Origin of the sequence: Bradyrhizobium sp. CCBAU 21365, from assembly GCF_015291305.1 — a bacterium.
Taxonomy (GTDB): Bacteria; Pseudomonadota; Alphaproteobacteria; order Rhizobiales; family Xanthobacteraceae; genus Bradyrhizobium; species Bradyrhizobium elkanii.
The window spans coordinates 3,818,653-3,833,355 of record NZ_CP030036.1 but is presented as its reverse complement, the minus strand read 5'-3'; the positions used below and the strand labels follow the sequence as shown (position 1 = coordinate 3,833,355).

General features: G+C 65.4%; 15 protein-coding genes. 5 read left to right on the top strand and 10 right to left on the bottom strand.

Features of this window, described 5'->3' with window-relative positions; genetic code table 11:
* Positions 1-176 precede the first annotated feature (176 nt).
* Positions 177-617, top strand: coding sequence for a hypothetical protein (locus tag XI02_RS45400; RefSeq protein WP_244620856.1), 441 nt, complete (start codon positions 177-179; stop codon positions 615-617).
* A 50-nt stretch (positions 618-667) separates the two neighbouring features.
* Here XI02_RS45400 and XI02_RS17405 read toward each other — a convergent pair whose 3' ends face one another.
* Positions 668-1,219: a DUF3617 family protein gene (locus XI02_RS17405; RefSeq protein WP_018270875.1), complete on the bottom strand. Its 552-nt coding sequence runs from the start codon at positions 1,217-1,219 to the stop codon at positions 668-670.
* Positions 1,220-1,486: 267 nt separating this feature from the next.
* Positions 1,487-2,071 (bottom strand): DUF3617 family protein, encoded by a 585-nt coding sequence (locus XI02_RS17400; RefSeq protein ID WP_018270874.1) that lies wholly within the window; start codon positions 2,069-2,071, stop codon positions 1,487-1,489.
* Positions 2,072-2,397: 326 nt separating this feature from the next.
* Here XI02_RS17400 and XI02_RS17395 point away from each other — a divergent pair, with 326 nt between their 5' ends.
* Positions 2,398-2,772, top strand: a complete 375-nt coding sequence (locus XI02_RS17395; RefSeq protein WP_016845748.1) for a hypothetical protein — start codon at positions 2,398-2,400, stop codon at positions 2,770-2,772.
* A 62-nt stretch (positions 2,773-2,834) separates the two neighbouring features.
* Here the strand turns inward: XI02_RS17395 and XI02_RS17390 are convergent, their stop codons facing one another.
* The 5 genes from XI02_RS17390 to XI02_RS17370 all read right to left on the bottom strand — a co-directional run bounded on the left by XI02_RS17390 (position 2,835) and on the right by XI02_RS17370 (position 7,686).
* Positions 2,835-3,098: a hypothetical protein gene (locus tag XI02_RS17390; RefSeq protein WP_018270873.1), complete on the bottom strand. Its 264-nt coding sequence runs from the start codon at positions 3,096-3,098 to the stop codon at positions 2,835-2,837.
* 97 nt (positions 3,099-3,195) lie between these two features.
* On the bottom strand, positions 3,196-3,966 hold the full coding sequence (locus XI02_RS17385; protein ID WP_018270872.1) for an SDR family NAD(P)-dependent oxidoreductase: 771 nt from the start codon (positions 3,964-3,966) through the stop codon (positions 3,196-3,198).
* A gap of 53 nt (positions 3,967-4,019) precedes the next feature.
* Positions 4,020-4,817, bottom strand: a complete 798-nt coding sequence (locus XI02_RS17380; protein WP_018270871.1) for an SDR family oxidoreductase — start codon at positions 4,815-4,817, stop codon at positions 4,020-4,022.
* Positions 4,817-6,205: a transaminase gene (locus XI02_RS17375; RefSeq protein WP_018270870.1), complete on the bottom strand. Its 1,389-nt coding sequence runs from the start codon at positions 6,203-6,205 to the stop codon at positions 4,817-4,819. The genes XI02_RS17380 and XI02_RS17375 overlap by 1 nt, the downstream gene beginning before the upstream one ends.
* The gene (locus XI02_RS17370; protein WP_172648112.1) at positions 6,202-7,686 is read right to left on the bottom strand and encodes an aldehyde dehydrogenase; all 1,485 of its coding nucleotides are present in this window, start codon (positions 7,684-7,686) and stop codon (positions 6,202-6,204) included. The genes XI02_RS17375 and XI02_RS17370 overlap by 4 nt, the downstream gene beginning before the upstream one ends.
* 217 nt (positions 7,687-7,903) lie before the next feature.
* Between XI02_RS17370 and XI02_RS17365 the strand changes: the two genes are divergently transcribed.
* From XI02_RS17365 to XI02_RS17355, 3 genes are all read left to right on the top strand, one after another.
* Entirely contained in the window at positions 7,904-9,166 is a 1,263-nt protein-coding gene (locus XI02_RS17365) for a Tm-1-like ATP-binding domain-containing protein (protein WP_018270868.1), read from the top strand.
* The gene (locus tag XI02_RS17360) at positions 9,163-9,828 is read left to right on the top strand and encodes an HAD family hydrolase (protein WP_018270867.1); all 666 of its coding nucleotides are present in this window, start codon (positions 9,163-9,165) and stop codon (positions 9,826-9,828) included. Before XI02_RS17365 ends, XI02_RS17360 begins: the two co-directional genes overlap by 4 nt.
* Positions 9,829-9,948: 120 nt before the next feature.
* Positions 9,949-11,301 (top strand): aminotransferase class III-fold pyridoxal phosphate-dependent enzyme, encoded by a 1,353-nt coding sequence (locus XI02_RS17355; protein ID WP_018270866.1) that lies wholly within the window; start codon positions 9,949-9,951, stop codon positions 11,299-11,301.
* Here the strand turns inward: XI02_RS17355 and XI02_RS17350 are convergent.
* From XI02_RS17350 to XI02_RS17340, 3 genes are all read right to left on the bottom strand, one after another.
* On the bottom strand, positions 11,287-11,604 hold the full coding sequence (locus XI02_RS17350; protein WP_018270865.1) for a hypothetical protein: 318 nt from the start codon (positions 11,602-11,604) through the stop codon (positions 11,287-11,289). The two genes, XI02_RS17355 and XI02_RS17350, sit on opposite strands and share 15 nt — an antisense overlap.
* Positions 11,601-13,613 (bottom strand): hypothetical protein, encoded by a 2,013-nt coding sequence (locus tag XI02_RS17345; RefSeq protein WP_080650346.1) that lies wholly within the window; start codon positions 13,611-13,613, stop codon positions 11,601-11,603. The genes XI02_RS17350 and XI02_RS17345 overlap by 4 nt, the downstream gene beginning before the upstream one ends.
* A 65-nt stretch (positions 13,614-13,678) precedes the next feature.
* Positions 13,679-14,698: a branched-chain amino acid ABC transporter permease gene (locus tag XI02_RS17340; RefSeq protein WP_051110151.1), complete on the bottom strand. Its 1,020-nt coding sequence runs from the start codon at positions 14,696-14,698 to the stop codon at positions 13,679-13,681.
* Positions 14,699-14,703 lie beyond the last annotated feature (5 nt).

Sequence of the window (14,703 nt, the reverse complement as noted above, 5' to 3'; positions counted from 1 at the left end):
TTAACCCTCCCCGCGGTCAAGAAATGTATTTGGTTAATCAATGCTTTCCGTTGAAGTGTGGTAAAGATCGGACAGGTCGAAGCTGGAAGAACAACGGCTTAGCCGGATTAACTTGTTCGAAAGCAGTATTTCCCCGGGCCCTGTTCGTCCTTCCCGGCGATTTGGAGCAGCAGTCGATGCGGGTGATTCTTCGGGCGTGTGCCGCTGTCTTGATTTGGGGCTGTTTCGGCGCGGCGGCCGCGCAAGCCCCTGCACAACCCGCCCCCCAGGAGACCACGGTGGAGCGCCAGGTTCGCGCCCTGGCCAACCGGGACACCCAAATTGGCCTCTACCTCAACGTGTTACCTGATTGCACGTCAGGGCCGCTGCCGACCATCCGCCTGGTCACTGCACCGGTTGCCGGAAAGGTTGTAGTGAAGTCGGCGAAGGCGAAGGCCACCAATTACAAAGCCTGCCTGGCGCTCGAGGTGCCAGCCTATGTCGCCTTCTACAAGGCGCCGCCGGAATTTCTCGGCGACGACGCCCTGACCATCGAAGTCAAGTATCAGGGCGGCCGAACCGAAATTCAGAAGATCACCGTCAAGGTCGGCGGCCCGGGAGGCCAGCAAAAGATCTGACCGGGTGACTGGAAAGCTGATGCCCTGAAGGCTCGCGCAGACCGGCCGCCTTAGAGCGGCTCGCCGTCGGCCGAGTCCTGCTCCGGCACCTCGCTCGGTGCGGAGGCCGGCTGGCTGAGCGAAGCCCTATCCTCGTGGCAATCGCTGATTCGGCGGGCAACCACACGGTCGGTCCGCGGCGCCTGGCCAACATTGGTCTTGTTGACCTCGGTATAGGCCTCGTCGCTGAGAACCGTGATGACAGTGCTGACCGGCCCGAGATAGTCGCAGCGGTTCGAGAAGACGTATTTGTTGTTGATCTTCTCCGGCCGCGAAGAGTGGCAATTTCCAACGGACGGAGATGAGAAGGTCGCCTTCATCGCCTGGGTCGGGTCGACACAGCGCGTCATTTCGCGCGCGAGCAGCGTTTGTCGGACGTTCGAGGACGTGGCGATTTCCAGCGTCCGCACGAAGCGCCACATTCCTTTTCGGAAGGTCGGCCCGCTGAATCCCTCCTCCGCCATGGCGCTCGAGGCGGCGAGCACGAACACGGAAAGCGCGGTCACGACGCCAAGCGCGGATACGAAGATCTTCGACGGGGCGAAGCCCTCACGCGATGTCATTTATTGAATCCCTAACCGGCCGCTTGACGCGGATCGCGTGACTTCGCTTGAAGCACGTCCAACCTCACATCATTCAGGAGCATTTCGTGTTAAGACCCCGTAAATACTTGGCCTTTGCTCGAAGCTCTCTCGAGCTCTTGCGTCAAACACGGTGAATGCCGGGTTGCTTCAGGCCGGGACAGCTTCGGCGCGAAAGGAAGCGCAGCGTCTACGCCGTTGGGGACGAATGGACGCCTCGTCCGCCGCCACCCGCCGTCCGATTGCCGGCTAGTGCTGCAAAGCCGCCGCTACGGACTTATCAGTCTTGCCCTCAGACTTGGCCTCAACCTTGGCCGCGCTACCGTCGTCGCAGTCGCCAATCCTTGTCGCGACGACCGTGTCGGTCCGGGGATGCTCTCCGGTGCTGATCTCGTTCAGCTCGGTATAGGCCTCGTCGCTGCGCACGGTGATGACGGTGCTGACCGTCCCCATGTAATCGCAGCGGCGTCCGAAGGTGTATTGATTGCCAACCTTCTCCGGCTTGTCCGAGACGCAGCTTCCGATCGATCCCGAGGCAAAGGTCGCCTTCATGGCGTGGGTCGGGTCGACGCAGCGCGTCGTCTCCGCGTTGACCACCCGATACTTGAAGTTCTTGTTGGCGGTCCTGACCACATCGAGCGTTCGCACGAAGCGCCACAGACCTTTGCGGAAGCTCGGGCCAGAAAAGGCTTGATCGCCCTGAGCCGGCGCTGCTGCCGCGGCCCGGCCGTTCGCCGGTTGAGGAGCTTGAGTCTGCGCATGAGCTGCCAGCGCAGGCAGTGAGACAATCATCAGGGTCAGTAGCGAACGTGCGATGCCACCACGGAAGTCCATTCCCACCCCCGATGTCCGTCCGAATACGTTCGTGATGCGATCCGGTCAGCTCATTGAAGCAATCTCCGGAACACGACTCAATACATCACACCACTTGCAGGGCGAATTGTGGCCAGTAAAGGTGCATTAACGCTACCGGCCAGCTTGCAGCCGAATTCAGACCCACTGCAGCAAACTTGCAACACCTGACACGCCATTTGCAATGGCGCCGGCCGATCTCCCCGCACCGCACTGGGCAGAGGTTTGACCTTAGTGGTTTTTTTTGCTCATTTAGCGCGAGATATTTTCCTCAATTACTTAGCCTATCGCTGGACGAGGGGGCACTGATGCGTATTCGGTTTGGCTACACGGTCGCAGGCATTTTGGCGTTGGGTGCAACGCTGTTCGGCAACTCCGGGCCGGCGGCGGCAGCGGACCTTGGTCTGGTCACAAAGGCACCGGTCGGGACCTGCACCGAGATCGTCTTCACCTGTGAGAACGGCCATCAATATCCGCTGTGCCCGCGCGCTGTGTCGGTCGAGGGCGAAGTGGTCACGGCCTCCCTGCTCACCGGCCGTGGCGGCATCCATGTGCGGCACGTTCCGATGGGCGTCGGCTATCGCTATGCGGGCCGCGGCGTCTGGCTGGACGGCTTCCGGGAAAACGCGCTGCTCAACTTCGGCAAGCGCCACCAGGTGGCGTGCACCATCGCGCATTCATGAGTGCGCGCTCTGCGTCGCTCCAATGGGCGTGACGCAGAGCACCTCAAGCAGCCGAACTCTCCTCACCCCTTGGTGCGGAGCACGGCGCGCGACGAGCGCGAGAACATATACGCCTTCGGATTGACGTAGACCGGGCAGTAGTCCTGCCACTGGTACAGCTGCCAATTCCATTTCCAGCAGCCCGATACGATCTGGGGCTCTTGTACGTAGTCCAGCCGGTACGGCGGATCGCCAAACGGATAGTAGTCGCCGCATCGCGCCGCCGTCGAAGACAGAACGACGATGGAAGCGGCGGCGGCAATGATCACGGAAAATGACTTGTTCATAACGCCCCTCGATCGAATGACGTGACCGCGCGAGAGTGCCAAATCCGCCGGTCGTTATCAAGATGCCGCCTGCCTCGTGACCGGCTCGCCGACTGTTCTAGACGGCGCGATTTTGCGTCGGCGCGCGGCCGCCGCCATCGGCGACCAGCACCGCGCCGGTCACGAAGGACGCCTCGTCGGAGGCCAGGAACAGGCAGCACGCTGCGATCTCGGCGGGCTCGGCCATCCGTCCCAGGGCAATGCGTCGTTCGACGCCGCGAATCTCGGCATCGACAGTGGTGCCGTTCTGGTCCGCAAGCAGCTGCATTTCATGGGCGCTCATCGGCGTGCGCACCCAGCCTGGCGCCACCGCATTGGCGCGGATGCCGTCGGCGCCGTGCGCATAGGCCAGCGAGCGCGTATAGGCGACGACGGCCGCCTTGCTGGCGGCGTAGCTTGCGCTATCCGGGCTCGCATTGAACGCGGCAACCGATGCGACGTTCACGATCGCTCCGCCGCGCTGCCGGAGCAGCGGCAGGGACGCGCGACAGACGCGCATCGTCCCCGTGAGGTTGACGTCGAGCGTTTTGGCCCAGACCTCGTCGGAGACGCTGGCGGGCTGATCCGGCACGATCAGGCCGGCGGCGTTGACCACGATGTCGAGCCACGCCCCGCAGGCGGTGACGGCCTTGGCGATGTCGTCAGGCTTTGTGACGTCGCCATGGATCGCCTGCCCGCCGCACTCCACTGCTGCGGCCTGCAGGTCGGCGTCGCCGAGGCCGAACAGCACGACGCGCGCACCGCTCAACGCCAGCAGCGCCGCCGTCGCCCGGCCGATCCCCGTGGCGGCGCCGGTCACCAACGCCGTCTTTCCGTCGAGCCGCGGCATCAGGGCGTGATCCGGAAAGGTGGAAACCGGTTTTCCGAGAGGATCATGCCCATCTAGACTCCCCACTGCCGTTCGACGGCAAATCCGGTTTCCGGCAGCGTCGAGCCGCCGTCGACGACGATGGTCTGCCCGGTAACGTATTTGGCCTCGGAGGAGGCGAGATAGAGCATCGCGCAGGCGATGTCGTCGGCGCTGCCCATGTGCCCCATCGGAATGAAGCGCTCGAGCTTCGCCCTGTTCTCCGCCGCGCTCATGGTGCCGCGGCCCGGCTTTTCGATGAAGCCGGCCTCGACGCCGTTGACCGTAATGCCGTCGCGCGCGAGCTCGAAGGCGGCGCCGCGGATGAATGCGTTGACGCCGGCTTTCGCCGCCGAGTAATGCGCGCCGCCGCCCATCGCGACGCGCGCGGAGACCGAGGACGTCACGAGGATGCGCCCGAACCTGACGGCACGCATGTGCGGAATTGCGGCTTGCGCAAGCCAGATGCTGGCGCTGAGGTTCAGCGCCAGCGTATCCTCGAGCTTCGTTTCATCAAGCTCTTCAATCGATGACCACGGACAGCCGCCGGCATTGTGCACGACGATATCGAGCCGGCCATATTGAGCAGCGACGCGATCGACCATCGCCCGCAAGCCGCCGCGATCGAGCCGGTCGAACGGGACGCAATGCGCTGACCGTCCATCGGCCACAAGTTCGCGCGCCAACGCCTCGGCCACATCAAGCGTCCGGTTGGCGATCACCACGGTCGCGCCGGCCTCTGCGAGGCGTCTCACGATGGCCGCGCCGATCCCCCTGCCGCCGCCGGTGACGATGACGACCCGGCCGTCAAGATTGAACGGAAGCGCCTGCATCAGATCGCTCCCGCGCCGCGCAGCAAGTCGATGAACTGCGCCAACACCGCCGTGTGCTTGTCGACGTCGCGCGCCGACGTCGCCGGACACATCAGCAGCATGGTGTGGAACGGGGTCACCAGAATGCCCTCGTTGATGTAGAACGCATGCAGCAGGGTCTCGAGATTGGGTTGCCGGCCGGCAATGACGTCGGCGCCGCTGCGTGGCGGCTGCGGCATGAACATGATCTCGGCGCGCGCGCCGATCTGCGTGACGTGCCAGGGCAGACCAGCCGCCGCGATCAGCCTGCGCGCTTCCTGCGCAAGCCAGGTCGCGGTCCCGATCATCCGCTCGTAATTCGCAGAGGTCAGCACCTTCTCCAGCACCGCGCGCATGGTCGCGACCGTCAGCGCGTTGCCGGCCAGCGTGCCGCCGAATCCAAGATGCGCCGACTGCCGTTCGCGCGGATTGACGTGGGGGACGATCTTCCAGAGCCGCTCGGCGATCTCGTGGGCAAGGCCAAACACGCCGGCGGGGATGCCACCCGCGATCGCCTTGCCCGCGACGAAAATGTCGGGCTCGAGCCCATGGCTCTCGGTATAACCGCCCGGCCCGCAGGACAGCGTGTGGGTCTCGTCGATGATGAGGACGGTGCCGGCGCGGCGGGTCAGGTCACGCAACGCCCGGAGAAAACCGGGATCGACCGGGATCATGCCGAAATTCGTCATCAGCGGCTCGGTCAGCACGCAGGCGACGTCGCCATGCGCAAGCGCGGCCTCCAGCCCGGCGACATCGTTGAATTCAACGACCCGGCTCACGGCATCATGATCGATGCCGTTGGGATGAATCATGTTGCGCAAGCCGACGCGGCCATCGCGGATCTCGACATGCGCCTCCTCGACGCCGCCGTGATAGCAGCCGGAGAACACCAGCACCTTGCGCCGGCCGGTGATCATGCGCGAGATGCGGATCGCGGCGCGGTTGGCGTCGGTCGCCGACGTCGTCAGTGTCCAGTATTTCGGACCGAAGCGGCGGGACAGTTCGGCGCCGACCCAAACGCTGTCTTCCGTCGGCAGCATCATGGTCGCGCCACGCTTGAGCTGAGCAAGCGCGGCCTCGGTCACCGCCTCGGGCGCGTGGCCGCACATGCCGCCGGTGTCGCCAAGGCAGAAATCGACGTAGTCGCGGCCGTCGATGTCCCTGATATGCGCGCCCTGCGCCTCCTCGGCGTAAACAGGGAAGCCGCCGGCCCAGCGCCGCATCCAGTGCGACGGGCCGCCGTAAAGGTAGTGCTGCCTTCCCTCCTGCCAGGCCGCGGCCGATCGCGGGTGCAGCGCGCGAAAGCGCTCCTGCTCGGCATCGAGCAGTCGGTTCAGAACGCCGGCGCGTTCGGCAGTTGCAGCTGTCATAGCGCGATCCAGGCGGTCTTGAGGTCGGTATAGGCGTCGAGGGCGTGCAGCGACTTGTCGCGTCCGAAACCGGATTGCTTGAAGCCGCCGAGCGGCACCGTAATGTCGGCGCCGCCATAGGCATTGACGTGCACGACGCCGGCCTTGATGGCGCGCACCATGCGATGCGCCATCGACAGACTTGCGGTCCACACCGCCGACGCAAGCCCATAGGGGGTCGCATTGGCGAGCGCTATGGCATCTTCCTCGCCCTCGAACCGCGTCACTGCCAGCACCGGGCCGAACACCTCCTCGCGCCAGACCTGCATAGTCGGCGTCACCTTGGTGAGGATCGCAGGCGCCATGAAGTTGCCGCCGCTCTCGACGCGGATCTGCTCGCCGCCGACCAGCCGCGTCGCGCCCTGCGCTTCCACGTGGGCAACGGCGTCCAGATTCTTGCGCAACTGTGCTTTGCTTGAGATGGCGCCGATATCCGAGGTCAGTTCGAGGGGATCGCCGACGCGGAGCTTGGCGGTGGCGTCGAGCAGCTCGGCCATGAAGCGATCGTAGATCGAGGACTGCACCAGCAGCCGCGATCCGGCCACGCAGACCTGGCCGGAGTTTCGGAAGATCCCGCTCGCCGAGACCTTGGCCGCATGCCTGATGTCGGGCGCATCGGCGAACACGATGTTGGGCGACTTGCCGCCAAGCTCGAGATGGACACGTTTCAGGTTCGATCGCGCCGAGCATTCCAGGAGACGCCGGCCCACCGCACCCGAGCCGGTGAAGGCGAGCACATCGACATCCATGTGCAGCGCAAGCGCCTCGCCGGCGGATGAGCCGCGGCCGGTGACGACGTTGAGCACGCCATCGGGTAACCCCGCCTCGGCGGCGAGCTCAGCAAGCCGCAGCAGCGTCAGCGACGCAAGCTCCGGCGGCTTGACCACGACCGAATTTCCGGCGGCGAGCGCCGGGCCGATCTTCCACGCTCCGATCATCAGCGGGAAATTCCACGGCACGATCACACCGACGACACCAAGCGGCTCGCGATGCACGAGCCCGAGCACATCGCCTGAGGTCGGCGCGATCTCGCCATAGACCTTGTCGATCGCCTCGGCGTAGTAACGGATGGTGCCGGCGGCCGAGAGCGGTTCGGCCTTGTAGGCCATGCCGATCTCGGTGCCGTTGTCGCGCACGCCGAGCACCGCGATCTCGAGCGCGTGCTGCTCGATGAGGTCGGCGAATCGCAGCAACACCTTCTTGCGCTGCGCCGGCGCCGCGCGCGACCAGCTGCCCTGCTCGAAGGCCTGCCGCGCGCGTCTGACCGCGGCGTCGACATCGGCCGCGTCGCCGTCAGCTATGCTGGTCAATACCTGGCCGTCGATCGGCGACACGACATCAAGCCGTGCCTCGCTGATCGCCGGCGCCGGCCGGCCGCCGATGAAGAGCTGCTGGGCCGGAATGACGGCCGCGCGTAGTCGATCGATCTGGGCTTGCTGCATGCGAGATCATTATGACGATGACAAAAGCGGCTTCCGAGCAAGACCGCTGACACGGCGCAATCCTCGCCAAATCAAGGCTTTGGCAGCAATCAACCGATAGGTGGATGTCACGGCAAGGCCCGTCCCCATAGCGTGATCGCACGATGGCCGAGCGCTCCGCCTGCGTTATGCAAACCGGTTGTCACCCTCCCTTACGCCTGCCGGCGAGCCGAAGGTCATGCCCGAGATGACGCATCCCCGCATTCTCCTGATCGGAACGGGAGACACCAAGGCCGACGAACTGCTGTTCATGAGCGAGTGCATCGCGCGCGCCGGTGGCCGAACCATCATGATGGACATCAGTGTGCTCGGCGATCCGCCGTACCAGGCGGCACATGACAAGCACGCGGTGGCGGCCGCCGCACAGACCACGATAGAGGCGATCGCATCGAGCGGCGACGAGAATTCCGCGATGTCGCTGATGGCGGTCGGCGCCGCCAATCTGGCGCGCGCGCTCGCGGAGCGCGATGCCATCGACGGCGTCATCGCGATCGGCGGCACGATGGGCACCGACCTTGCGCTCGACGTCGCGCAGGCGCTGCCGCTCGGCCTGCCGAAGCTGATCGTCTCGACCGTCGCCTTCTCGCATCTGATCCCGCCGGAGCGCGTCGCCGCCGATCTGATGATGATCCTGTGGGCCGGCGGCCTCTACGGCCTCAACGGCACCTGCACCGCCGTGCTGTCGCAAGCCTGCGGCGCGATCGTCGGCGCCGCCAGAAGCGCAATCAAGCCGCGCAAGGACCGGCCGGTCGTTGCGATCACCTCGCTCGGCAAGAGCTGCCTGCGCTATATGGTCGAGCTCAAGCCGCAGCTCGAACGGCGCGGCTACGAGGTGGTCGTCTTCCACACCACCGGCATGGGCGGCCGCGCGATGGAATCGATCGCCGCGCAAGGTGGCTTTGCCGCGGTGCTGGACCTCAGCCTGCAGGAGGTCGCCAACCAGCTCACCGGCTCGGTGGTCAATTCCGGCGCTGACAGGCTGGAGAATGCGGGCAGAGCCGGCATTCCCCAGATCGTCGCGCCCGGGGCGATCGACATGGTCGACTTCCCGGCATGGCTTGGGGTTCCGAACGAGGTGTCGGATCGTCCATTCCACGCGCATAACCGGCTGCTTGCGTCGGCAACGTCGGGATCCACTGATCGCCAACGGATCGCCCGCGCGATTGCCGAGAAACTGTCCCAGGCTAGCGCTCCCGTTGCCTTCGTGCTGCCCGCCGGCGGCATCCAGCAATGGGATCGCGAAGGCGAAGCCTTGCACGATCCCGACGCCCTCGCCGCCTTCGTCGACGCCATGCGGTCGGCGATCAAGGCGCCGGTCGAACTGCACGAGATCAAGGATCACATCAACAGCGCGGCATTCAACGAAACGGTGCTCGGTATCTTCGACCGATGGGTCGCTGCCGGCATTGTCCCTCGCGGCCGCACCACGGCTGCCGCATGAGGAGGCAGCTTGCCCAGGCGCTGGTGCTCGACTTCGGCGGGGTGATCTCGAAGACATTGTTCGAGACCCATGACCTGACCGAGCGTACGCTCGGGCTCGCCCCGTGCACACTGAAATGGCTCGGACCGTTCGCGCCCGACAGCGATCCGCTCTGGACTTCCATGCAGCGTGGCGAAATTTCTGAGCGCGACTACTGGCTGACCCGCAGCCGCGAGGTCGGGCGCCTGGTCGGCGAGGACTGGCGCGACATGGAGACCTTCGTGAAGCGCGCGCGCGGCGCCGATCCCGACACCGTGATCCGCCCCGAGGCAGCGCGCGCGATCACCCTCGCCGCCGATGCCGGGTTGCGCCTCGCCATTCTCTCGAACGAGCTCGACCTGTTCTACGGTGCCGATTTCCGCAGCCGTCTTTCTATCCTCAAGCGCTTCGACACCATCGTCGATGCCACGCATACCGGGATCTTGAAACCCGACCCTCGCGCCTACCAAAGCGTGCTGGACGAACTGGCGCTGGAGGCAGACAATTGCGTCTTCGTTGACGACCAGCGCCGCAACATCGCAGGCGCCGCCGCATGCAACATGCGCACGGTGCTGTTCGATGTGCGCAATCCTGCCACGTCCTACAGCGAGGCGCTGCGGCATTTCGGGCTGCAATTCGACTAAAGCGCTTTCGAGCGAAGCGAGTACCGGTTCGCGTGAAGAAAGCGCATCAAAACTAGAATCTGGAGCCCCGTCCCGATTCCATCGGAACGGAAAAAGGCTCCAGCCGGACAGGGAACGATCATGCGCGACAGAAACTTCCTGGTTGAGAACAACGCCAAGCCGATCTGGCACCCGATGGCCCATCCCGCCGAAATGCGGGCGCAGCCGCCGCGGATCGTGATGAAAGGCGAAGGCGTTGAAGTTACCGATATCGACGGCAAGACCGTGATCGATGCGGTCGGCGGGTTGTGGAATGTCAATCTCGGCTACAGCTGCGATCCGATCAAGCAGGCGATCGCGGACCAGCTCAGCGCGCTGCCGTATTATTCGGGCTTCCGCGGCACCTCGAGCGGCCCCTCGATCGAGCTCGCCTACGAGCTCACCGAATGGTTCAAGCCGGAAGGCATGGTGCGCGCCTTCTTCACCTCGGGCGGATCGGACTCGGTCGAGACCGCACTGCGGCTCGCGCGGCAATACTGGAAGATCAAGGGCCAGGCCGACCGCACCAAGTTCCTGGCGCTGAAGAAGGGCTACCACGGCACCCATTTCGGCGGCGCCTCCGTCAACGGCAACGCCAATTTCCGCCGCAACTACGAGCCGATGCTGCCCGGCGTGTTCCACATCCCCGCGCCATCGACCTACCGCAATCCCTTCAGCGAGACCGATCCCGCAAGACTCGCGCAGCTGTGCGCAGCGGCGATGGAGGAGGAGATCGCGTTCCAGGGCGCCGACACCATCGCGGCCTTCATCATGGAGCCGGTGCTTGGGGCCGGCGGCGTGATCGTGCCGCCGGACAGCTTCATGAAGCTCGTGCGCGAGATCTGCGACCGTCACGGCATCCTGATGATCGCGGACGAGGTCGTCACCGGCTTCGGGCGCACCGGCGCGTGGTCGGGTTCGCGGCTCTGGGACGTGAAGCCCGACATGATGACGATGGCCAAGGCGATCACGTCAGGCTATTTCCCGCTCGGCGCGACGCTGATCGGCGAGCAGATCGCGGAGGCCTTCGAGGCCGACACGACCACGTTCGGCTCGATCGGCCACGGCTACACCTATTCCGGTCATCCGGTCGGCTGCGCCGCAGGTCTCGCGGCGCTCGCCGAGACCCGTCGCCTCAAGCTTGACGAGAATGCCGCCGCGCGCGGCGAGGAGCTTTCGCGGGCGCTCGCCGCGCTCAAGGCGAAGCATGCGCTGGTCGGCGACGTCAGGGGCAAGGGTTTGATGGCCGCGATCGAGCTGGTCGCCGATCGCGACAGCAAGAAGCCAGCCGACAAGAAGACGATGGCAAAGGTCGCCGATGCCGCCTACGAGGCCGGCGTGATGCTGCGCGTCTCCGGCAACAACCTGATCCTGTCGCCGCCCCTGATCCTGACGTCGACCGACGTGAGGCGGATCGCCGAAGGGATCGACGCCGGCCTCTCAGCGGCTTCCTGACAGCGCACTCACACAAGTCATGGCGCGCTCGAACAGCGCGCCATCCGCCTTGTCGCGGTCGAGGCAATCGGCCAGCGATATGGCCGACATGCGCTGGTCGGTGCAGAAGATGCGCATGAAATCGGCCGCCAGCGCCACCTTGCGCGGTGCAGACTGTCGTTCCCAGTCGCTACTGCTCAGATAGAGCAAGGACGCATCGTCAACCCTGCTTTCAGCCGCCACGCCGGCAGCGGCCGATCCTATCGCGAGCAACGCCAGCAGCGCGCCGGCCACCGCTCCGATGCGATGCGCGCGGCCGCTCATTTCGTCTCCCTGGCATTCACCATCGGCGGCACGTCGAGCGCGGGATTGCGATCGAAGAAGTTGAACGGACGCAGCCGGAAGCCATGCCACAGGCCGGGCATGACCGGCCAATCCTCGGCGCGCGGCACGTGGCGGAAGCCGACCGTATACCACAGCACGAGGTCGCGGTCCTCGATCGGCCGCTTCGCCGCGGTCCATTTCGGCAGGCCGTCGACCTCGGGGTTTCCGTTCGGATACATGCCCGCAGCGTAGCGCTCGTCCTTGGCGTAGGCCGAGGTCCACAGCGTGTAGGCGCTGAAACCGGCGCGCAGCTGGATCGGATCGTCCTTGGCGAGCAGCGAGACGTCGGAGTGACCGGGCATCAGCTGATAGCTCGTGCGATAGCCGCGGCTATTGGTCTTGCCCGTGCTCTCGATCCTGAACTGCGCCGCGTTCAGCGGCATCGTGATCGGCCCTTCGGTCGCAACCGGCCTGGTGTCGACCTGCCAGAGGCTCTTGCGCTGACCCTGCTCCAGCCGGCGGACATTGAAGCGATCCTCGACCAGCCGGTTCGAGGTGCCGTCGACGTCCATGTCGATCCGAAACGTCATGTAGTGATCGTGATTGACCGCGAGCAGCCGTTCGTCGACCAGCGTCCCAAAGGCGGTATCCTGCGCAGCCGTCGGGTCGCTCAGTGTCTTGCTCGCGACGCCCTTGGTCGCGTCGATGCCGTAGGCGCCGAGCCGCACGTCGATATTGCCGGCACGGTCGAACACGTAGTCCACCAGATAGTCGTAATTGCCGACCACCGGCGCCATCCGCACCACCAGCTCGTTGTTCGGCCGCACCTCGGCGGTGTTGTTGATCAGCTCGCTGTGGCGCCAGATCGGATCGCCGGTCGGGCGCTCGAAGATGCAGACCGCGCCCTTGGACACGACCGGCGCGCCCTTGGTATCCGAGATCGTCAGGTCGAGATAATGCGCGCCTTCGGGACAATCCACGCCGCGCTGCAATTCGCTGGAGAGCACGCCAAAACCGTACTCGCCGATATCCATATAGGCGCGGAACGACCAGGTCGGCGCAGGATCCATATAGGGCACGAACATCTCGCTCGCGGAGATCTGGTAGGCGATGTCGCGGAGCGTGCCGTGGTCATCGTAGCGGATCAGCGACAGCACGGCGCCGACGCGCGGCTCGAGGCGGACGTGGAACGACCAGTTGTCCCAGCGGACCTGGCCGCCCTCCACCTTCACATTGCTGCCCTCGGGCGCTGCGATTTCGATCGGCTTCGGCGGCTTGCGATATGTTCCGGAGTCGGCATAGGCGTGCGAGGGCGTCTGCGGCGGTGGCGGCACCACGCCGAGATCGGTCACCGACAGCACCGTCTTGCTCTTGAGATCGACCTGGGCGAACAGGTTCTCGATCGGCTTGCCCCAGAGATTGTTGGCGGCGCCCGTGGTGTCGACACAGGGAACGTTGAGCAGGCGGCGACCCCTCAGGGCCGGGTCGCTCACCGGCCCGACCGTCAGCGGCAGACACATCACGTTGCGGAAATCAGTGATGCCGCGCTTGGCCATCGCGGCGATCCAGCGCGGGTCCTGCTTCGGCAGGTCGCCGGCGGAGATCAGCTCGTCGATGGTCAACGCGGCCTCATGATCCCTGACTTCCTGCCAGCCGAGCAGGCTCCGCGCGGCGAGATCGATATGCGCCTCGTAGAGATGCCCGCCGCTCAACAGCGTGGCGCTGGCCCGGCGCGTGAATGGCTGTCCGGGCTTCCACGCCCGCACCTCGTCCTTGGGATCCTCCTCGACCGACATCGAGACGACCCGCGCCGAATCGTCGAGCTTGCCGGCGCTGCGAAGGATATCGGAGACCGAGCGGATTTCGTCGGTGGTGAGCCCGTCCATCGGGTGCGTTGCGGCCGCCTGCGGCCACATCCGGCGCTCGGCCTGCGCCGGCAGCGGCGCCGCCAATGTCGCGACCATCAGACCGGCCACTGCCGATACGCCATGCCTGAAAATCAGAGCCATTCCGCCCTCCACTCAAAGCCAGAACCGTCAGAATACAAGCAACGGTGGCGACGTGAAGGCCCGCCTCATCCGGTAACCTGTTCCGACGCCGCCGGCAGGATCGCGGCCGCGGCCGGGCGTGGCGCGGCGCGGTGGACATCGAGCAGCCGCACGCCGATGCGATCGCGCAAGGCCGGCCAGATGCCGCGCGGCGCCACGATCATCACCACGACGGCGATGATGCCGAGCCCGACCAGATACCAGCCGCCGGACAGCCCGAGCGGTCCGGTCATCAGTTCGCGCAGGCCGAAGAAGATGATGACGCCGAGGATCGGGCCTTCCAGGGTTCCGATACCGCCGATGATCACGATGAACATCATGTAGACGGACCAGTTGACGTCGAAGGCCGCGAGCGGCGCGATGAACAGATTGCCCATGAAGCTGAGCGCGCCGGCCAGCCCGCATCCCGCCGCCGAGAGCACGAAGGCGACGAAACGATTGTGCCGGACGTCGACGCCGACGCTCATCGCGGCAAGATCATTGTCGCGCACGCTCATCAGCCCGAGCCCGAAGCTCGACGTCATCATCCTGTACAGCGCCGCGATGGTGACGAGCGTGAGGCCGCCGGCGAGCCAGAACATGGTCGGCTCGAACCAGTCGAAATCGATCAGCTTGCTGGTCGCGAGCGGCACGCCCGATGTGCCGCCGACGGCCTGCGACTTCATCGTGAACGCGCCGATGATCTCGGCGAACACCCACATCGCGATCGAGAAATAGGCGTCGCGCAAGCGAAACAGCGGAAAGGCGATGATCGCCGCAACCGCGCCCGCCACCAGCGGCGCGACCGGCAGCACCCAGATCGGCGTGACCTCGAGCCAGCCGGAAGTCAGGAACAGCGCATAGGCGCCGAACGCGATGAATACCTGGTGGCCGAGCGACACCAGCCCGGCATAGCCCGCCAGCAGGTTCCACATCTGCGCCATCGTCAGCAGCAGCAGGCACTCGGTCGCGAGCCGCAGAAAACCCTCGTTCAGCACGAAGGGCGCGCCGGCAATCATCGCGACGAGCACGATGGCAGAGGCGGCAAGAATGGTCCGTGTCGGCATCGGCG